The following is a 17,831-nucleotide window of genomic DNA, read 5'->3' as shown; positions in this document are numbered from 1 at the left end:
GCCGGGAAGCTCTTCTTGGGCATTGCCCAGTTCCATCCAGGAAGGTCCCATGGCCATCTCGACCGATGATTTTGTACCTGCCTATCCGGGCAAGGATGTCGATGACGTTGTCATTCTGGGCGGTGGTTTGGCCGGCCTCTTCTGTGCACTGAAGTTGAGCCCACGGCCCGTTACGATCATCTCCAACGCACCTATCGGGCAGGGCGCGTCGTCCGCCTGGGCCCAAGGCGGTATTGCCGCTGCGATTTCTGAAAAGGACTCGGTCGAAAAACACCGCGACGATACGTTGGCGGCCGGCTGCGGCATTTGCGAAGAAAACATCGTCGATCAGATGACCCGCGAAGGCAGCGAACGCGTTCGGGACCTTCTGTCTTATGGCGTGCCGTTTGATCAGGATCTGGAAGGCCGCCTTCAGTTGTCGCGTGAGGCAGCGCACTCGCACAGCCGGGTTGTACGTGTTCGTGGCGACATGGCCGGCAAGGCGATCATGGATGCGCTGATTGCCGCCGTCCGCCGAACCCCGTCGATCCGGGTGCTTGAAGGCTATATGGGCGAAAGCTTCATCGGCGAAGGCCGTTATGTGACCGGTGTTCTTGCCCGGCGCCGCGGCGGTTTGGAACGAATGGCCTTTCCCGCAAAAGCTGTTGTTCTGGCCTCTGGCGGCATCGGCCACCTATATGCCATGACGACCAATCCCGGCGAAGCCAATGGCCACGGATTGGCGATGGCTGCCCGTGCTGGTGCGGTTATTTCGGATGCCGAATTCGTTCAGTTCCACCCAACGGCACTGGATGTTGGCTCCGATCCCGCTCCGCTGGCAACCGAGGCCTTGCGCGGTGAAGGCGCGATCCTTGTCAACAAGGCGGGCGAGCGGTTCATGGAAGGCATCCATGCCGATCTGGAACTCGCGCCCCGTGACATTGTCGCCAGGGCCATTCATCGGGAGATCCTCGAAGGCCGCGGTGCTTTTCTCGATTGCCGGGACGCGATTGGCGCCCGCTTTAAAGACGACTTTCCAACCGTGTTTGCCGCCGCGCAAAGCGCAGGCCTCGACCCGGTAAAGGATCTCCTGCCGGTCGCACCGGCCGAGCATTACCACATGGGCGGTGTCCTGACCGATGCCAACGGTCGGACATCCCTCGATAACCTTTGGGCTGCAGGGGAAGTTGCCAGCACGGGTGCGCACGGCGCCAACCGGCTGGCCTCCAATTCCCTTTTGGAAGCCGTGGTGTTTGCCGCGCGCATTGCGGAAGATATCCAAGGCCTGATGCCGACGCCGCGCAGCGCTTTTTGGGACGAGATGGACGCAGCGCCGGGTCTGCCAAGCCAGCGGAACATCGAAGAGCGCGATGCGATCACGGTCCTGCGGAGCACACTGTCCGAAAATGTCGGTGTTCTGCGCAACCGGGAAGGCCTGAGAAAGGCGCTGGCGGATATTCAAAAAGCCGAAAGCGTCTGTGTGCGCCAGTCCATTCAGAATATGATGGTGACCGGCAAACTGATTGCCGCAGCGGCGCTCATGCGCGAAGAAAGCCGGGGTGGCCATTTCCGCACCGATTTCCCGGAAGAAAACCCGGCCAAGGCCAAGCGGTCCTACACGACCTTGAAAGAGGTCAACGCGCTTGTCGCCGAGAGCCTCGAAACAGCGATCTGATTGCGAGTATTTCCATGCCGAGACATCTGCCGGACCTGCCGCGCCTGATGGTGGACGATGCCGTTAAGGCGGCGCTTCTGGAAGACTGGGGCCGCGCCGGGGACATCACGAGCCAGGCAACCATCCCGGCGACTGCACGGGCAACGGCTGTCATCGCGGCGCGCAAACCGGGCGTGTTGTCTGGTGTTGCACTTGCAGAAAGCGCATTCCGGCAGACGGACACCAGCCTGTCTTTCGCAGCTGAAAAACAAGATGGCGACCGGCTTGAACCCGGTGATGTTGTTGCCCGGATTAACGGGCCGGCTCGCGCGCTGCTGTCGGCCGAGCGGGTGGCCCTGAATTTCCTTGGCCACCTTTCCGGGATTGCAAGTGCAACGGCACTCTTCGCCGACCGGATTGCCCACACCAATGCGTCGATCGTTTGCACCCGTAAAACCACTCCGGGTCTGCGCGGATTTGAAAAGTATGCGGTGAAATGCGGGGGCGGATCCAATCACCGCTTCGGTCTGGATGATGCGATCCTGATCAAGGACAATCATATTGCCGTTGCCGGCGGTGTCGTAGAGGCAATCTCTGCGGCCAAGGCCTATGCCGGGCATCTGGTAAAGATCGAAGTTGAAGTGGACACGCTGGAGCAGCTTCACCAGGCGCTTGGCGCGGGCCCCGAAGTGATCATGCTAGACAACATGCCACCCGAAACGCTTGTAAAGGCCGTCGAAATCACGGGTGGAAAAGCGCTTCTGGAAGCCTCCGGCGGAATAGAACTGGACACTGTCCAGGCTGTTGCCGAGGCCGGGGTCGACCTGATCTCATCAGGCTGGATTACCCACTCGGCCCCGGTTCTCGATCTCGGGCTTGATATCGAAATCAGCTAAATACTTCTAGCTCATAACAAGCAGAACACCGCCCGCCGCCGCTATAGCCCCGATGGCGCGGATGATCGTTTTGGCAACCGGGCCATCCTGGCCGGCTGCCACATTCGCACCATGGCCGATCAGCACACCGGCTGCGTGAAGAATGGCCGTTGCGAGCGCGAAACCGGTAGCATAACCGAGCCAGCCGGCATTCCCCATCTCGCCGCCATGTGCATGTCCGTGGCACATTCCAAAGACAGCGACCAAGGCAACGCTGAGCCAGCTCGGCAGGTTGACGGCTGCTGCCACGATCAAACCAAGAATGATCACGGACGCCAGAATAACCGGTTCCACGTACGGAATAGGAACGCCGGCGAGGGACAAGCCAAAGCCAGTCAGCATTGCACCGACAAATACAGTTGGCAGCAACCAGATTGCGCGGCCGCCGGCAAGCGCCGCCCACAAACCGACGGCGATCATCGCTAGAACATGATCAAGGCCGAATACCGGGTGCGTGAAGCCGGCGGCAAAGGAGCCATGCTCTGCCGGGTCCAGGTGGGCGAATGCGGGCGAGGCCGAAACGGCCACAAGCAGCGCGGCGGCGGCGAAACGAATATTCATGTGTGATCCTTCAATTGGTCTTTCGGGTGCCCCGGAGTGGGTCGCACCTGACATGTGGGTTTTGGGAAACCCGCCGCGGTTATGGCTGATTCTTTTGCCTTTGAAAAATCAGATAAAATACGAAGGCATTTTGTTTTGATTGAGTGCTGCTCTGCGCCTCTGAAGCATTGAGCCATTGTCTTTCGATCATAAGCGCGCAGGATGTAAACTAGCGACCATTTTCAACGACCGAGCTTGATTTTGAACAATGCGTTGCCGGAAGAAATTGCGCTGAATGATCCGCAGAGGGTCGTAGTCCAGAAGCATCGGTTTCAACTGGCAGGAAGGAATGAATGAGCGACAAAGCGGACGACACAGAAAAAGAAATGGATGTGGTGACGCGCTTGACCAGATGGGCTCAGATCCCGCTTCTGATCGGGCTTGCCATCGGCATGATGCTGTTTCTGGTTACATTCTTTGTCGATATCCTGGATGCGGTCCGGACTTTTGAATTTATGGATCGCAAGAAGACCATCCTGCTGATCCTCAATCTGCTGGACATGGTGTTTATTGCCAACCTGGTGATCATGGTGGCAACCAACACCTACAATAGTTATCGGATCCGGGCCTCTGCGCATGGCGAAGATTACATTTTGCAGGGCCAAATGGCCTACCGGCGAATGAAACACCGGATCGTCTCCACGATCATCATCATCTCCTCGATCCATGTTCTGAGTGAGCTTTTGGAGTACTCCCAGGCAACCGCGCTGCAAGTGGCCGCCTTGTTTGGCTTTCATTTGATCTTGCTGGCGACCTATGTTGTGACCAATGTCTTTGAATCCAACGAGAGATAGTGCAGAAGCGCTGCCCCTTGAGACACTGGTCTTGAAATGCCGCAAACTGATGATCATCCCGAAGCCATACTCCAATCGGCCGAATTAGGTGGTGCCGCACAGGCGGCAACCGGGGTCACCAGCATCTGTTTCCTGCTTCTGGATAACTTCTCGCTGCTGTCCTTTTCATCCGCCATTGAACCCTTGCGCATTGCCAACAAGATCATGAAGCGCAAGGCGTTCGAGTATGTGTGTTGCACCTTGGACGGCAACGACGCCCTGGCGAGCTCCGGTGGGATTATGCGGGCGGATTGCGCATTGGATGATGTTAAGTCGGCGGATCTGCTGGCGATTTGCAGCAGCGATGATGTCGAACTGAACAGCCTGAGCTCTGCGCACAAAAACCGCATTCGGCGCTTTGCGCACCAGAAAACCCGGATCGCGGGCATTTGTACTGGTGCCTATGTTCTTGCGGATCTTGGGTTACTCGAGGGGCGGCAATGCACGATCCATTGGGAATATGCTGATCTCTTTAAGGAGCGCTTCCCGAAGGCCAAACTCATCGACAGCCTGATCCAGACCGACGATCATTATTTAACCTGTGCCGGCGGGACGACGGCGCTGGATCTGATGATTGGCTATATCGCCGATCTGCATGGCGGAGCGGTTGCCAGTGATGTCGCCAGCATCGCCCTGCACCAGGATATGAGATCGGGCAGTGAACGGCAGAACACGCTGATGCGGGACGAGCTCTACCTGATCCCGCCGCGTCTGCGCCGGTGCATTGAACTGATGACGGAAAACGTCGGCGAAACCCTGTCTCAGAACGAACTGGCGGCGCGGCTCAATGTCAGCCCTCGGCAGCTCCAGCGGGATTTTCAGCATTATTTCGAGTGTTCCCCGCTCGCCTATTATAGCAAAATCCGGCTCGATATTGCTCAGAGGCTGGTCTGCCGGACAGCGATGCCGATCATTGAAATTGCGGTGGCGTGCGGGTTTGCGAATGCTTCACATTTTGCCAAGCGCTACAAGAGCTTGCACGGCAAGAGCCCGATCGAGGATCGGCAGGCGAAAGGCCGGCCCCGGCAACAATGATTGCTGAAACGAGCGGAAGGTGCCGGAGGACGGCTGGATCAGTTCCAGCCGCCGGCGTAGGTCTTGTAGAAGATGTGCAGGCCGATCTTGCCGCGCTTCGCCATGGACTTGGCCCACCGCGGATTGACGTAGTCGGCGTGGTAGTGGGTCGATGCATCGACCATCTTCAGGAATTCCTTACCGTCGGTGACATCCCGGGCGATACGCTCAGCCTTCTTCCAGGCGCCTGGGCTTGCGATCCGGTCGCGGATGCCATCACAGGCAAAGGAAAACTGGCAGCGGTTGCGCTTGTGCTTGTTCTGATAAACGACACCGCAGATGGAATCCGGATAAGACGGGTTCTTGACCCGGTTCAAGACCACCTGTGCAACGGCGATTTGACCCTCTTCGGACTCCCCGCGTGCCTCGAAGTAGATCGCTTCTGCGAGACACTTTTGTTCTTTGCGGCTGCCGACAGAAAGGGGAAGCGGGACCTGGGCCCACCAATGCGGATTGTCGGGATCTTCCGCTGGCGGCAGTTCCTGTTCGTACTTCGCAGCGCCAAAGAGTGCATCAAACGGCTCTTTGGTTTCTTTCACCGAATCTGGCGCATAGGCCGAAACAAGAGAGAAGCTGGCCGCGGCTGCGTTGCGGGCCATCATGACCTTTTGAAGATCAATCGGAGCGCCAGGCTCGAATTCGTCGGAACTGGATTTTTCGTCCAGTGGTTCGGGCTTTACGAAGGCCACCCGCGGCAGGTCTTCATGCTTCTTCTCGGTCGAAATGAGACTGGACATGGCGTAGAGATTACCAGCGGCCTGATCCACCATGTGGCGGTCCGGTGCCATCGTGATCTTCCGGTTTCCCTTGGCCGACACATTTGTCTTGATTCCGTCCGGAACCGTATCGGGGCGAACGCTGCGGGCAATGTCTTCCAATCCGAGGATCGGTTTGGCGTCGAAGTCCTTGTCAGCGGATGTCAGCGTCAGAAGCGGTGCGGACGTATGGTCCGGAACCGCCGGGGTCGCAAGATCCAGCATCGGTGCGATACGAGACGTGAAGTTTGCCGGTTCCAGCGCCAGCATCCAGCGCGGCGTTTCCTGATGTTTTGCATTGATCAGGGCAAAAATGTCCTGATTGCCGACTTGGCCCTGGAGACCGAAGAACAGCAACGGACTTGCCAGAAGCACACGCGACATCTGTCGAAGACGCGCACCCATCTTGCGGGAACCTTGGTTTTTGCGAGTAGAAAACCGCTTTACTTCGCGGGACTTAAGGCCAGACATACGCAGCCAACTCCAACTCAATTCACGCTGTCCGAATACGCCGGATCAATCATCGATAACGTTGTGTAAACGTCCGCTCTGAAAGACAAGATGTCTGCTTAACCTTGAAAGACCGTTAATAAGCTTGAAATTGGCAGAATTTCTTGAGGTATGCGTAAATAATCAGCGGCTTATGGTTAATACCGCTGAGAAAAATCAGGATGAGTTGACTGCCTGTAGCCTTTTTGTAGGGGCAGATGATTTCGGGGTGTTACCGGCCGCCAACACGCAGGCCAGGCGCCGGCCGTTCGCTCAAGAGCTGATGCTTGAATCGGAAGAGGGCAGCTGGCCGGCCACCGGTCGCCGTTGATGTCGCACCGGTCGGTTCCACCAGGTCGGCGTTTTCAACGAGGCGCCGGAAGTTCTGTTTGTGAAGGTGCCGGCCTGAGATGGCTTCGACCGAGTTTTGGAGATCGGTGAGGGTGAAGGCCGAGGGCATGAGCTCAAAGATCACGGGCCGGTATTTGAGCTTGCCGCGCAGCCTTGAAATCGCGGTCGCAAGGACACGGCGGTGGTCAAACTCCATCGAGATACCAAACGGCGGGATCTCATCTCGCTTCAAGGCCGCCGGGCGACCATCCCTTTTGGCCTCGGCGACAAGGCCTGCCTCGTAGAGGAGCTCAAAACGTTCCAAAGCCCGTTCTTCATCCCAGTCGGTTCCACCGGTTCCAAAGGCAAGGCGGACGCGTTCGCTCCGGGCGAGGGCGCGCGGAGGCTCGCCTTCTTCCGGTGGCTCCTCGGCCCAGCTCTCCAGAGCTGGCAGCATGTCGGTATCCAGCAAGCCCGGGCGTCCGGCCCGCCAGTCTTCCCATGGGAAGTAGTCGTACCAGGACCGCCAAGCGGAATGATGGCGGGACAGCGTCTCTTCTGAATCCGGGGTTTGGCGTGTCAGGGCGAGATATCCGACAGACACCACATGCGGGCCCTCATCTCCCGACACCCTGTGCCGTCCCCGGTCTCCAAATGTGTAGAGCTGCTCAATGTAGCCCAGCCGAAGTGCGGTCTGGTTTTCCACCCAGGCGCGCAGCCCGATCTCAAAGGTCCGGTGATGGAGAGGGTCGAAAGGACCAAAGGGCAGGCTGTCCGCCATATCCTTTTCCGGCTCTTCCACATGGACGATTTGCGGCATACCACCCGCGACCGACACGATGACCGCATTCAGACCAATTTCAATGCTGGCGTGCCGTTGCGGCATGAAGGCTCCTCGTTAATCGTATATGGGCATCTCGAAGGGGGCACCCTCGAACGCGTTGGCACCGCGCCCGATGCCCCGAATGGCGTCAATCATCCGGCCATCACGATTGAGGATTTTGTCCGCCATCGCAACAATACGCGGGTTGGGCGTTGCGGAGGGCGATTGGCGGCGCAGCTTCGCGGCCACAGTGTATTCGTCTGCCTCCGGATTGAGCGCGCAGGCCGTCACATAAGCGCCCGCGGTGGAGCGGCTAATCCCGGCCCAGCAATGAATGACCATCGGCGATGTCCGGTCCCATGCTCGGACAAATGCCAGAAGCTGCTCAACATGGCTTTCACCTGGCGGTGTCAGCCCCTTAACCGGCGCTGGGATATCATTGAACGACAGGTTCAGATGACGCTCTGCAGAAATGCTGGGCGGTGTCGGAACCGGCATCTCGGCATTGATCAGGGTAACGAGTGACTTGGCGCCGGTTTTTTCAACCGTTTCGCTCAGCCGGGACAGGGAGCACACGTGCAGCATTCAGGTTCCAGAACGAAAATTCAGTGCCGTAGGGGCGTAAGGTGAAGGTAGGGCTATTCGCCGGTCAGGTCACCTGCTTGCGCGTCCGGTTTTCGGTTTTTTCCCAGCTTCCCGCAGGGCTTCGATCAGTTCGAACCGCTCCATAAACAAGGTTTCCGCTTTCGCGACGGGCAAAGGTTTCAAACCATACCGCAACCTGCCATCCGCGTCGGCGGGATAGCCGCGGGGACGTCCGAAGATTGTGGCAGCTTCCTTGTCATCGAAGCCAGCAAGTTCAACGGCTTCAAAATAGGCGCAGATGATGTCCGCTCGTTTGCAGAGTTTCTTGATTGTCTGCGGCATGTCCGCAGGCAAGCCAAAGCGTAAATGGATAGCGCTTTGCAGCCGGTGTTCAACCGCCTTGTAGGCTTCACCGATTACTGTTTTGAACGGCGAAATCATGTCTCCGATCACATATTCCGGGGCATCGTGGAGAAGGATTGCAAGCCGCCAGTCCGGCGAGATATCTGGCTTCAAGCTGAGAGCGATGTCTTCCACGATCAGCGAATGTTCCGCAACGGAGAACGCATGATCGCCGTAGGTCTGACCGTTCCATCGGGCGACACGGGCAAGGCCGTGGGCAATGTCGGAAATCTCAACATCGAGCGGCGAGGGGTCCAAGAGGTTCAGCCGGCGGCCGGACAACATGCGTTGCCAGGCGCGGGGCGGCTCATCAGAACGGGAAGCAGACATTGGACCCCTGTCGGTGGGTGGAACGTTACTCCGCTGCCTTGGCATCCGGCCAGCCGAACTCTGCCCAGTCTGGCAGCTTGACGGTAATGGCCACATTTTCGCAGGTCAGCGGGACGCCGTTTTCAATGGCTTGGTGCACCTTGTCAAGGCGCAGCAGGGCAACGCCAAAGGCTTGGCCATCGATCATTGTGGACGAGCCGAGTTCGCCGACGCTTTTGTCGTTGGCGATGACAGCTGTGCCCTTTTCCGGGAGCGCGCCGGCTGCCTCGATTTGGATAAACCGTTTACGGGCTGTGCCCCGGTGATGGACACGCGAGACCACTTCCTGTCCGACATAGCAGCCCTTTTTGAAGGAAACGCCGCCGAGCTGATCCATATCCGCATCGTGCGGGAAAATGTCGGAGTATGCGAAATCCTTCAGACCCTCCGGAACTCCGAGGGCGACACGATGGGCGTCATAGGCCTCAAGATCCTTGACCGTGGCCAAAGACTTTTCCGCAAAACCGGCAGAAGCGACAATCCTCTGGCCGAGCGCTGCAAGACGCGGATCCGTCACAACAAGTTCGGCGCCGTTTGTGTCTGACAGGTCTTCCCCCCAAACGGCAAACACGCAGACATCTTCACCGGCAGCTTCCAGATCCACCTTTGCTCGCAAGCGGTAGAATATCAGGCGCTTTAAAAGATCCGCGGATGTTTCTTTTGGAGCATCAATCAGGTAGCCGCCGTTCTGTTTGTAAATGAGGAAATCGAAGAGGATCTTGCCCTGGGGCGTCAGCAGCGCGGAAAGTGTTGCGCCCGGCTCCGCCAGCTCATCGATGTCGGCCGTCACGAGGTTCTGAAGAAAGTGCTCGGCGTCCGGGCCAGAGACGCGGATCAGGGCACGATCATGAAGCGGTGCGATATTGGGGGATGACACGGGAAAACGCTCCTTGAAGTTATGCCAGACGCGGCCTTGAACGGCAGATAAGCCCTTTCGTGTAGACAGACAAGGTATCGGCCTGTGATCCCGCCAAGACACTGCGGCTGTACCCTTCAGCGGAACCTCGGTAATTGGTGCGCGGCGCCAGCCAAAAAGAATGTGTCCTGAAAAACACACCCGGAAACTCTTCGAATTTGTGATGTGAATAACAGCCAGCCCGCCGCTAGTGTGCGAGGAAAGGTGCGCTTAGAGGGACTGGACGCTTGGAAACCATTTGGTAACCTTATGTCCTAACCCAAAATACACGGCTCACTTGTAAGGTTTTCTAAGGGCTTATGGGTATTGCGTTGGGGAGCTCGGGAATGTTTGTGACGAAGTACGGTGAAAGACCTTCGAAATCGCGCGCCGCTGGGCGTAGGTTGTCGCAGCTCGCATGTGCGGCTTTTCTGACCTTGGCAGCGGGCTCAACCAGCCTTGCCAGCGAAGCAGTTCAGGGCACGCCTGAAGAGTTCCAAAAACAGGACCCGTTGCATTTTCTTGTCTCTCTCGATGAGCAGCGTATTGATGTTTATCGTGGCTCTGAACTGATCGAGACATCGCCGATTTCTTCCGGAAAACGTGGCAACAGCACCCCGACGGGCGTGTTTTCTATTCTGGAAAAACGGCGCAAGCACTTCTCCAACCTTTATGACAACGCCCCGATGCCGTTCATGCAGCGCCTAACGTGGTCTGGGATTGCGCTTCATCAGGGCAAACTCCCTGGGTATCCGGCGTCTCACGGCTGCATCCGTCTGCCACGCAGCTTTGCCAAATCAATCTTCGGTATGACAGCGCGCGGTAATCACGTGGTCGTAACGCGTGCCGCTGCAACACCAATGCCTGTCACGCACAGCGCTCTGCCGCAGCCGTTATCGCCCTCCACCAAGGTGGCGAGCTTGTCTGCACAGAACATTGCCATGGATCCGGCGCTGCGCGGCGCGATCCAGCCAGCTGTTCTGCAGACGCCCTTAGCAGCTGCAGAACCGGAAAACCCTCATTTCGATCAACCGCTTCGGATGATCATCACGCCGCAAAAGCCGCCGAGCAAAAACAAGGTACTGCAGCGGCTTTTGAACGAGCTTGGATACAATGCCGGGCCGGTCGATGGCGTGGTCGGGCGCAAGACCCGGGCAGCGATCGAGCTTTATCAGGAAGGCGCGGACCTGCCGATCACCGGCAACATCACCGACAGTCTGGTGGCGCGGATTTACCGTGAGGCCGGGTATGAAAAGCCCCACAATGCCAAGCTCCGGGTCCGCCGTAAGTTCCGCGATGTTTACAGCGCGCCTGTCACAATCAAGGCTGCCGGCGTTGATATCGGCACCCATGTCTTCACCGCACTTGATTTCAAACAGGGCGACCCGTCTGTCGAGTGGATTGCCGTCTCCGCAGAAGGCGAACGCGGCGGTGCATCATATGAAATCCTGGATCGTCTGGAGATCCCGCAAAAAGTCGCCGAAGACCTTTCGAAAATGCTGACGCCGGGAACATCATTGACCGTGACGGACCGCAGCTATCAGCGCAACACGGGTCTTGGCACAGACTTCGTTGTGATCACGCGTTGACAGATCGGCCAAGCGTCTTGTGCCGGAAATCCGGCGCAAGACTATTATCCGGATAACCTCACAATTCTGGCGTGAACGTCACCAAACTGTCGTCACTCTCCCGTATCGCAAGGGAACTTTCGAACAGCGATCCGGGAGAGCGAGATGCCTCAGAGCACGTTAACTGCATCCAAAAAACGTCTGAAAAACGCGGTGCACCGCTCGGATGCCGCGTCCCGCGATGGAATGCTGGAACGGCTCTTTACCTTCGCATTCAAGGGCCTGGTCTATCCGCAAATCTGGGAAGACCCGGATGTCGACATGCGGGCTCTCCGTCTGACCACGGAAAGCCGGATGGTGACGATTGCGTCTGGTGGCTGCAACGTGATGTCATACCTGACCGCCAATCCCGCAGAGATCACCGCAGTTGATTTGAACCGGGCACATGTGGCCCTTGGCCGTTTGAAACTCGCTGCGGCAAAGCATTTCCCGAACTACGAGACATTTTACCGGTTCTTCGGTGAGGCGGACGAGAAGGCCAACGTCGCAGCGTATGAGCGTTTCCTCAAAGCCAACCTTGATCCGGAAACCATTCACTACTGGGAAGGCCGGGATCTGGCCAACTGGGGCCGCAAGCGCATAACGCTGTTCTCGCGTGATCTCTACCATCATGGCCTTCTGGGCTACTGCATTGGCGCAGGGCACTTGGTCGCCCGCCTGTACGGTATCGACCCCAAGCACATGGTCCGGGCCAAGTCTCTTGAAGAGCAGCGCAGCTTCTTCGACACGGCTCTGGCGCCACTGTTTGACAAGCGCCTGGTTCGCTGGGCGACGTCGAAGAAGATGTCTCTTTATGGTCTGGGCATTCCACCGGCGCAATATGATGCGCTGGTATCCGGCAATGCGGACGGCAACATGTCTGCGGTCCTGAAAGAGCGGCTCGAAAAACTTGCTTGCGATTTCTCCATGTCAGACAACTACTTCGCGTGGCAGGCCTTTGGCCGGGGTTATGCGCCTCAAGATGGCGGAACGACGGGTAAATCCGGACCTCTGCCGCCGTATCTCAAACGTGATCATTTTGAAGATATCCGTGACCGCGCCGGCCGCGTCCGGGTCCTGAACCGGAACTTTACCGAGCATCTGCAGAGCGTTGGCGAGGATGTCCTGGACGCATACCTGCTGCTGGATGCGCAGGACTGGATGACGGATCACCAGCTCAATGCGCTGTGGAGCGAGATCACGCGGACGGCGCGTCCAGGCGCAAGGGTGATCTTCCGGACGGCCGCTGAACCAAGCCTTTTGCCGGGCCGTGTTGCCGACGAGATTTTGGACCGCTGGACCTATGAAGCTGAGGAGAGCCTTGAGCTCGGCCGTCAGGATCGATCCTCGATCTATGGCGGGTTCCACCTCTACGTCTTCAAGGGATAGGCGAGCGCCGCAAACGTCATGAGCCAAACAGCTGACACCGCAGGCCTGATGGATGCGGTCTACCGCAACCAGCGCCACATCTATGATCTGACCCGCAAATACTATTTGCTCGGCCGGGATCGGCTCATCCGGGATTTGGCGCCACCGGAGGGCAGTCATGTTCTCGAGCTTGGTTGCGGCACAGGGCGCAATCTGATTGCGGCGGCCAAGCGTTATCCTAACGTGCGGTATTATGGCCTCGACATTTCTGAACAAATGCTGGAGACGGCCCGCGCGAATATCGAAAAAGCAGGCCTCACAGACCGGATCATTCTTGTTCGCGGAGATGCTTCAGACCCGGCGGCGGTGACGGCTTTGGGGGTCTCCCAGTTCGAGCGGGTGTTCTTCTCGTACACCCTGTCCATGATGCCGATTTGGCGTGAGGCGCTGGCGGCTGGATTGGCGCATCTGGCTCCTCAAGGGCGTATTCACATCGTCGACTTCGGCCAGCAGGAGGAGCTGCCGGTGTGGTTCAAGGCGCTACTAATGAAATGGCTGGCCTCTTTCCATGTCACACCGCGCGCGGATCTGCAGGAGGAACTGCAGAAATTGGCGCAGGACAACGGCGCCACATGTTCCTACAAGCCGATCTATCGCGGCTATGCCGTTATGGCAGACCTCCGCAAACCGTGATCTTTCTAGATCAATCGCCGGCGACAAAGTAATGCAGGGTGCCATCCGGGCCAATGCCGACCCGGTAGAAATTCCAGGCGCCGTATTGCTCCATTTCTGCAAAGTCGCCTGAGGTTACGATGCGGAACAGCTCAACCTTTTGCTCCGGCGTTAGATCCTGGATCGGATAGCGAGAGAAATACGGCCAGACATACATTTCCTGCGGGGTGCCAGCGTCCACATGTACGAAACCGGCGTCCAGTATGTCTGCGAGGATAGCCAGTATCTCGTAGCCTTCCCCGTCGCCGGAGCTTTCTTTCAGGAAATCGATCGGATCTTCAATTTCTCCGAACGACAAGGTCGGCATGACCTCGTTGCTTTCCAGAATGATGCGCATCCGGTTGATATCGCCGGACAGAGCGGCCTCCATCATCTGGGAATGCATGCGGGCGACGGGTTTGGGCAGATAGGACTTGTTGTAAAGGATTTGCGGCCGATCCTGGAGGGCGTCCGGGACGTCACCAATCACCTCATCAGCACTTTCCAAGGTGCCGGGCAGATCTCCGAGTGGGATCGTTTCTGGAGTGGCCGCAGGACTGTCTTCACCTTGGGCGGGCGACACTTCAATCGTCTCGACAGTGACCGTTTTGGCTGGAGCGTTCCCAACACACAAGAGAAAGGCAATGCATGCCCCGAGGGTGTGCCATTTCATGGGTCTTTCTCCTTTAGAATCGCCGTACCGTCAGCCGTTCTTCTTTAATCAGTTCATGGCAATGTGAAAACAATAAGAAACGGCGTTGATATGCTTGTGGTGCATGGGCTGCAGCGCTATCGAAGGTATTCCCTCCCGCTCGGGCGACGACAACACACCTAAGGCTGGCCTGTGACCTTTTTGGAATATGCCGTTATTGGCTTCTTCATCGGTATCATCACCACGGCACCGGTCGGACCTGTCAACGTCATGGCCATCCAGCATGCCGTACGCAGCGGGTTTCGCCATGGGGTGTTCGTTGGACTTGGGGCTGTTGTCGCAGACACGATCTATGCGACCGTCGCGATATTTGGCGTCTCCGCCGTAACGCGGTTCATCGAAGGCCAATTCGATCTGATTGAGATCGTCGGCGGAGCGCTTCTGATTATTTTCGGTTTGAAAATCTGGAACAGCCATCCGCACTTGAACGGCGGGGATGACGGCAAGGAGCATGGGTTCTGGGGCGATGCAACGGCGGCGTTCTTCATGGCCATCACAAACCCGGGAACAATTCTGGCCTTTATCGCGATTTTCGGTAGCTTAGGGGACTGGCGCCCGGACCACGACAACTACTTCGGGTCGCTGATGATGGTCGCCGGTGTCACGGCCGGCGCGTGTTCCTGGTGGGTCTTCATCTCTGCGACAGTGACCCATTTCAGATCCCGCATCGACGATGCCTGGCTCGACCGGGCCAATCATATTGCCGGTGCCATTTTGATGATCTTTGGCGGGCTGATCTACCTGAAGCTTGCCTACGATCTGATCCGCTGACCCTAGGCTTTGCGCGAAACAGAACTCAAAAAGGCCGGACGAACCGGCCTCTCCAAATAACAGTACTTGCCAAGCTGATGCTACTGCAGAACCCGGTTGACCGTGTAGTCGCCGCGCTGGATTCGGTCCGGCAAACCTTCGGCCAGTTTGGCAACTGCATCTTCGCCATAGGCCGCAACGAGGTCGGCGAGGGCGGTGAACATTGCGGCATGTGCGACAGCATCCGCGTCGACACCATTGGCAATAGCTTCTGACCAGGCTTCTGAAATGAAGCCCAATGCAGCGCGCCGAATATCCTCGTCTTCGGCAAATTCGGCTTCCATTGCCGCTTCGGCGTAATCGTCGTTGATCATTCGTTCCCTTACCGGTCTTTCCCGACGCGCTTGGTATCAACCCCAGCGTGTCCCATCCCCGAATCTCATGAACTGATCCTAGCACGGTGAATCGCGCTGATAAGCAACCGTGAACACAAACTTAACGGCCACCCACAAATTTGATGCAAAAAGTTTACGAACTGATAACGAAATGGAAAAATCTGCCGGGTTCAGCGCCCGTAACGGCTGGTCACGTCGGATATGATCGTTTCGCCTTGGCCCAAATACTGTGCCATGGCGAGACGTGCGGCATCCGTGCAGTCCTGATAAGCGACTGAAAAACCGCGATAACCCTGATTGAATCGCTCGATGAATCGCCGCCGCCGGTTTTCATCCCGGGTTTCAGCGTCGAGGAATTCCTCCATACGATCCCGCCAGGTTGGCGTGTCGTCTTCTCCGCACAGCGGACGCAGGTAATGCAACGCTCCGAAGATTTCAGACAGCCGCATCAGCTGCGGTTCATAGGGCGGAGCGCTGACGCTTGGTGTGTCCTGAGCAGAAGCGGTTGGAGGTCCGGATACGACAAGAAACGCCGCCAAAAAGGCGGCGGCGGGAAACCCAGGTTGTATCGCGTTTCCGAACATAGGACGATCATGCGCCGGGCGTGCGCGTCCTGCAACAGCTATGGTGCGTTGACCCCAGGAATTCGCTTCTCAGGAGAGCTTGGAGAGCAGGCGCCGGATCCGCGCCGGTGTTCCAGGTGTCGTGATGCGGCCGTCCAGGTCTTCTAGGGCCACCCATTCAGCCGCGGTGGCATCATCACCGGCCATCACGGTCCCGGACGGGTTTGCCGCAACAAAAACCGCCAAAACGAAATGAGAAAGGATGTTCCCGGTTTCATCACGTTGGATGGAGTCAAACACCTCGACGGGTCCGGCAAGCTCTGCCTTCAGCTCGGTCTCTTCGCGCAGCTCCCGCGCCGCGGCCTCTGCAAGTGTTTCGCCGAACTCCACCTTACCGCCCGGCAGGCTCCAATGGTCCTTGTAAGGCGGTTTGCCGCGCTTGATGAGAAGCGCGGAGCCATCCTTATGGCAGAGCACACTGACGCTGAGAATGGGGATGGAAGGAAAGGGGGGGGACATACCCAAACTCTGTCACATAAAAGGTCGATCAGGCAAACAGGGCGTCGATCTCTGCCTGTGCGTCATCGCCTTCGGGTTGCTCGGCTTCCGGTTTGACGTGACCGTGGATCACACCACTTGCCGTCGAGATCAGTGGTTTGATCTCGTGGGTCGCGAAGTCGGCGATCTCCGCAGCGATCACTGACGGGTCTTCGGTTTCGCGGAGCTGATCCTGGATTTGAGCCACGAGCGCATTGATGTCGGAGACGCGAGCTTCAAGGTGCTCGCGGAGGTGGGCCGGTGCGGCATGATAGGCAAGGATCGCCAGTTTCTTGTCCTTGAAGGATGAATTCTCAAAGTGCCCTTCATAGTCGAGCGGCTGCCATTCCAGAACGTCAGCGGCGCAATCCGGCATTGCCGGCAGCATTTCGAGCAGCATCATCACTTCATTGAAATGGTTTAGGTAGTCGGTTGCCAGGCCGGTCTGGGAATTGATATTGGCCTGCTCCAGCCGTTCGGCGGCCAGCTCACCGGCGCCCAAAACTGGATCCACACATTCCATACCCGACCCCCGATTATGTTACTTTTGAAAAAGCTAGCGCTTTATCGTTTCAAATTGCCTAACTTCACGTCATTTCTTGATAATTCGCAAACGGGCATGTGAATAAGGACAACCAGACATGTGCGGACGTTACAGCCTGACAGCCACACCGGACGATGTGCGGGCGCTTTTTGGCTACATCGATCAACCGAATTTTCCGGCACGCTACAACATCGCGCCGACCCAGCCGGTCGCAACAGTGATCAATGCACATGGCCAGCGGCGGTTTCAACTTGTCCGCTGGGGCCTGATCCCGTCCTGGGTCAAGGATCCGGCAAGTTTCACGCTTCTGATCAATGCACGCGCAGAGACGGCTGCCGAAAAACCATCTTTCCGGTCGGCGATGAAACACCATCGGTGTCTGTTTCCAGCCTCCGGTTTTTACGAGTGGCGGCGGACGCCCGAGGGCAAGCAACCTTTCTATATTTCGCCCGCAGATGGTGGGCTGATGGCCTTTGCGGGCCTTTGGGAAACGTGGTCGGATCCGGACGGCGGCGACATGGATTCCGGGGCGATGCTGACCACGCAATCCAACCGGATGATGTCCGAGATCCACCATCGAATGCCGGTGATTCTGAAGCCGGAGAGTTTCGAGACATGGCTGGACACCGGCAATGTGCCCGTTCGCGATGTGAAACAGCTGATGCTGCCAATCGAAGACGATTATCTGAAAGCTGTTCCCGTCTCAACGCGAGTCAACAAAGTCGTGAATGATGACCCGGACCTGCAAGTCGAGGTTCCACTTGAGCAGACAGACACTCCGGAAAAGACGAGCCGAACTCAAAAGAAGACGGCAACAGGCGGTGGGCAGTTGGATCTGTTTTGAGCGTCTAGGAACCTATGGTTTTCGAGCCAGTGGAATGACCGGTTTGAGCCCAAACTTCCAGACTGCTGCGCCGCAGT

20 protein-coding genes are annotated in these 17,831 nt (G+C 57.5%); 9 read left to right on the top strand and 11 right to left on the bottom strand.

Features of this window, described 5'->3' with window-relative positions:
• Positions 1-49: 49 nt before the first annotated feature.
• Both ACVDG4_RS09750 and nadC read left to right on the top strand, forming a co-directional pair.
• On the top strand, positions 50-1,654 hold the full coding sequence (locus ACVDG4_RS09750) for an L-aspartate oxidase (RefSeq protein ID WP_447234904.1): 1,605 nt from the start codon (positions 50-52) through the stop codon (positions 1,652-1,654).
• Between the two features lie 14 nt (positions 1,655-1,668).
• Complete coding sequence (gene nadC / locus ACVDG4_RS09745; protein WP_447234903.1) at positions 1,669-2,529, top strand: carboxylating nicotinate-nucleotide diphosphorylase; 861 nt, start codon at positions 1,669-1,671, stop codon at positions 2,527-2,529.
• A gap of 6 nt (positions 2,530-2,535) precedes the next feature.
• Here nadC and ACVDG4_RS09740 read toward each other — a convergent pair whose 3' ends face one another.
• Complete coding sequence (locus ACVDG4_RS09740; protein WP_447234902.1) at positions 2,536-3,129, bottom strand: HupE/UreJ family protein; 594 nt, start codon at positions 3,127-3,129, stop codon at positions 2,536-2,538.
• Positions 3,130-3,461: 332 nt separating this feature from the next.
• Here ACVDG4_RS09740 and ACVDG4_RS09735 point away from each other — a divergent pair, with 332 nt between their 5' ends.
• Positions 3,462-3,962, top strand: a complete 501-nt coding sequence (locus ACVDG4_RS09735; protein ID WP_133948196.1) for a YqhA family protein — start codon at positions 3,462-3,464, stop codon at positions 3,960-3,962.
• Between the two features lie 36 nt (positions 3,963-3,998).
• Entirely contained in the window at positions 3,999-5,036 is a 1,038-nt protein-coding gene (locus tag ACVDG4_RS09730; protein WP_447234901.1) for a GlxA family transcriptional regulator, read from the top strand.
• 38 nt (positions 5,037-5,074) lie between these two features.
• On the opposite strand, the gene ACVDG4_RS09725 is transcribed toward ACVDG4_RS09730, so the two are convergent.
• The 5 genes from ACVDG4_RS09725 to ygfZ form a co-directional block, all read right to left on the bottom strand.
• Complete coding sequence (locus tag ACVDG4_RS09725) at positions 5,075-6,301, bottom strand: cell wall hydrolase (RefSeq protein ID WP_447234900.1); 1,227 nt, start codon at positions 6,299-6,301, stop codon at positions 5,075-5,077.
• 250 nt (positions 6,302-6,551) lie between these two features.
• Positions 6,552-7,535: an NUDIX hydrolase gene (locus tag ACVDG4_RS09720; RefSeq protein ID WP_447234899.1), complete on the bottom strand. Its 984-nt coding sequence runs from the start codon at positions 7,533-7,535 to the stop codon at positions 6,552-6,554.
• 12 nt (positions 7,536-7,547) lie between these two features.
• The gene (locus tag ACVDG4_RS09715) at positions 7,548-8,057 is read right to left on the bottom strand and encodes a tyrosine phosphatase family protein (RefSeq protein WP_409689378.1); all 510 of its coding nucleotides are present in this window, start codon (positions 8,055-8,057) and stop codon (positions 7,548-7,550) included.
• 69 nt (positions 8,058-8,126) lie between these two features.
• Complete coding sequence (locus tag ACVDG4_RS09710; protein WP_447234898.1) at positions 8,127-8,789, bottom strand: YfbR-like 5'-deoxynucleotidase; 663 nt, start codon at positions 8,787-8,789, stop codon at positions 8,127-8,129.
• 25 nt (positions 8,790-8,814) lie between these two features.
• Positions 8,815-9,705 carry a CAF17-like 4Fe-4S cluster assembly/insertion protein YgfZ gene (ygfZ, locus tag ACVDG4_RS09705; RefSeq protein ID WP_447234897.1) on the bottom strand — a complete coding sequence of 297 codons (891 nt, stop codon included), beginning with the start codon at positions 9,703-9,705 and terminating at the stop codon, positions 8,815-8,817.
• 365 nt (positions 9,706-10,070) lie between these two features.
• Between ygfZ and ACVDG4_RS09700 the strand changes: the two genes are divergently transcribed.
• The 3 genes from ACVDG4_RS09700 (at position 10,071) to ACVDG4_RS09690 (ending at position 13,391) form a co-directional block, all read left to right on the top strand.
• On the top strand, positions 10,071-11,312 hold the full coding sequence (locus ACVDG4_RS09700) for a L,D-transpeptidase family protein (protein ID WP_447234896.1): 1,242 nt from the start codon (positions 10,071-10,073) through the stop codon (positions 11,310-11,312).
• A gap of 144 nt (positions 11,313-11,456) precedes the next feature.
• A complete protein-coding gene (locus tag ACVDG4_RS09695; RefSeq protein ID WP_447234895.1) occupies positions 11,457-12,719 on the top strand; it encodes a BtaA family protein in 1,263 nt (420 codons plus the stop codon).
• An 18-nt stretch (positions 12,720-12,737) separates the two neighbouring features.
• The gene (locus tag ACVDG4_RS09690) at positions 12,738-13,391 is read left to right on the top strand and encodes a class I SAM-dependent methyltransferase (protein WP_447234894.1); all 654 of its coding nucleotides are present in this window, start codon (positions 12,738-12,740) and stop codon (positions 13,389-13,391) included.
• Positions 13,392-13,401: 10 nt separating this feature from the next.
• On the opposite strand, the gene ACVDG4_RS09685 is transcribed toward ACVDG4_RS09690, so the two are convergent.
• Positions 13,402-14,082, bottom strand: a complete 681-nt coding sequence (locus ACVDG4_RS09685) for a hypothetical protein (RefSeq protein WP_447234893.1) — start codon at positions 14,080-14,082, stop codon at positions 13,402-13,404.
• Between the two features lie 171 nt (positions 14,083-14,253).
• Here ACVDG4_RS09685 and ACVDG4_RS09680 point away from each other — a divergent pair, with 171 nt between their 5' ends.
• Positions 14,254-14,892 (top strand): LysE family translocator, encoded by a 639-nt coding sequence (locus ACVDG4_RS09680; protein WP_447234892.1) that lies wholly within the window; start codon positions 14,254-14,256, stop codon positions 14,890-14,892.
• Positions 14,893-14,972: 80 nt separating this feature from the next.
• Here the strand turns inward: ACVDG4_RS09680 and ACVDG4_RS09675 are convergent, their stop codons facing one another.
• The 4 genes from ACVDG4_RS09675 to ACVDG4_RS09660 all read right to left on the bottom strand — a co-directional run bounded on the left by ACVDG4_RS09675 (position 14,973) and on the right by ACVDG4_RS09660 (position 16,889).
• On the bottom strand, positions 14,973-15,245 hold the full coding sequence (locus ACVDG4_RS09675; RefSeq protein WP_008193146.1) for a hypothetical protein: 273 nt from the start codon (positions 15,243-15,245) through the stop codon (positions 14,973-14,975).
• A 191-nt stretch (positions 15,246-15,436) separates the two neighbouring features.
• Complete coding sequence (locus ACVDG4_RS09670; RefSeq protein WP_447234891.1) at positions 15,437-15,850, bottom strand: TIGR02301 family protein; 414 nt, start codon at positions 15,848-15,850, stop codon at positions 15,437-15,439.
• 69 nt (positions 15,851-15,919) lie between these two features.
• On the bottom strand, positions 15,920-16,348 hold the full coding sequence (locus ACVDG4_RS09665; protein ID WP_447234890.1) for an NUDIX hydrolase: 429 nt from the start codon (positions 16,346-16,348) through the stop codon (positions 15,920-15,922).
• A 28-nt stretch (positions 16,349-16,376) separates the two neighbouring features.
• A complete protein-coding gene (locus ACVDG4_RS09660; RefSeq protein ID WP_209172812.1) occupies positions 16,377-16,889 on the bottom strand; it encodes a hypothetical protein in 513 nt (170 codons plus the stop codon).
• Positions 16,890-17,007: 118 nt separating this feature from the next.
• On the opposite strand from ACVDG4_RS09660, the gene ACVDG4_RS09655 reads away from it, so the two are divergent.
• Complete coding sequence (locus ACVDG4_RS09655; protein WP_447234889.1) at positions 17,008-17,754, top strand: SOS response-associated peptidase; 747 nt, start codon at positions 17,008-17,010, stop codon at positions 17,752-17,754.
• The last annotated feature ends 77 nt before the right edge of the window (positions 17,755-17,831 follow it).

It is taken from the genome of Roseibium sp. MB-4 (assembly GCF_053005265.1).
This window is presented reverse-complemented; position numbering and strand designations above follow the sequence as displayed.

What these genes read in the sequence shown, in the direction of transcription:
- ACVDG4_RS09690 (WP_447234894.1), top strand. Translation starts at nt 12,738, where the DNA reads ATGAGCCAAACAGCTGACACCGCAGGCCTGATGGATGCGGTCTACCGC.
- ACVDG4_RS09710 (WP_447234898.1), bottom strand. Translation starts at nt 8,789, where the DNA reads ATGTCTGCTTCCCGTTCTGATGAGCCGCCCCGCGCCTGGCAACGCATG.
- ACVDG4_RS09655 (WP_447234889.1), top strand. Translation starts at nt 17,008, where the DNA reads ATGTGCGGACGTTACAGCCTGACAGCCACACCGGACGATGTGCGGGCG.
- ACVDG4_RS09700 (WP_447234896.1), top strand. Translation starts at nt 10,071, where the DNA reads ATGTTTGTGACGAAGTACGGTGAAAGACCTTCGAAATCGCGCGCCGCT.
- ACVDG4_RS09735 (WP_133948196.1), top strand. Translation starts at nt 3,462, where the DNA reads ATGAGCGACAAAGCGGACGACACAGAAAAAGAAATGGATGTGGTGACG.
- ACVDG4_RS09715 (WP_409689378.1), bottom strand. Translation starts at nt 8,057, where the DNA reads ATGCTGCACGTGTGCTCCCTGTCCCGGCTGAGCGAAACGGTTGAAAAA.
- ACVDG4_RS09720 (WP_447234899.1), bottom strand. Translation starts at nt 7,535, where the DNA reads ATGCCGCAACGGCACGCCAGCATTGAAATTGGTCTGAATGCGGTCATC.
- ACVDG4_RS09750 (WP_447234904.1), top strand. Translation starts at nt 50, where the DNA reads ATGGCCATCTCGACCGATGATTTTGTACCTGCCTATCCGGGCAAGGAT.
- ACVDG4_RS09675 (WP_008193146.1), bottom strand. Translation starts at nt 15,245, where the DNA reads ATGATCAACGACGATTACGCCGAAGCGGCAATGGAAGCCGAATTTGCC.
- ACVDG4_RS09670 (WP_447234891.1), bottom strand. Translation starts at nt 15,850, where the DNA reads ATGTTCGGAAACGCGATACAACCTGGGTTTCCCGCCGCCGCCTTTTTG.
- ACVDG4_RS09660 (WP_209172812.1), bottom strand. Translation starts at nt 16,889, where the DNA reads ATGGAATGTGTGGATCCAGTTTTGGGCGCCGGTGAGCTGGCCGCCGAA.
- ACVDG4_RS09665 (WP_447234890.1), bottom strand. Translation starts at nt 16,348, where the DNA reads ATGTCCCCCCCCTTTCCTTCCATCCCCATTCTCAGCGTCAGTGTGCTC.
- ACVDG4_RS09740 (WP_447234902.1), bottom strand. Translation starts at nt 3,129, where the DNA reads ATGAATATTCGTTTCGCCGCCGCCGCGCTGCTTGTGGCCGTTTCGGCC.
- ACVDG4_RS09730 (WP_447234901.1), top strand. Translation starts at nt 3,999, where the DNA reads ATGCCGCAAACTGATGATCATCCCGAAGCCATACTCCAATCGGCCGAA.
- ACVDG4_RS09725 (WP_447234900.1), bottom strand. Translation starts at nt 6,301, where the DNA reads ATGTCTGGCCTTAAGTCCCGCGAAGTAAAGCGGTTTTCTACTCGCAAA.
- ACVDG4_RS09685 (WP_447234893.1), bottom strand. Translation starts at nt 14,082, where the DNA reads ATGAAATGGCACACCCTCGGGGCATGCATTGCCTTTCTCTTGTGTGTT.
- nadC (WP_447234903.1), top strand. Translation starts at nt 1,669, where the DNA reads ATGCCGAGACATCTGCCGGACCTGCCGCGCCTGATGGTGGACGATGCC.
- ACVDG4_RS09695 (WP_447234895.1), top strand. Translation starts at nt 11,457, where the DNA reads ATGCCTCAGAGCACGTTAACTGCATCCAAAAAACGTCTGAAAAACGCG.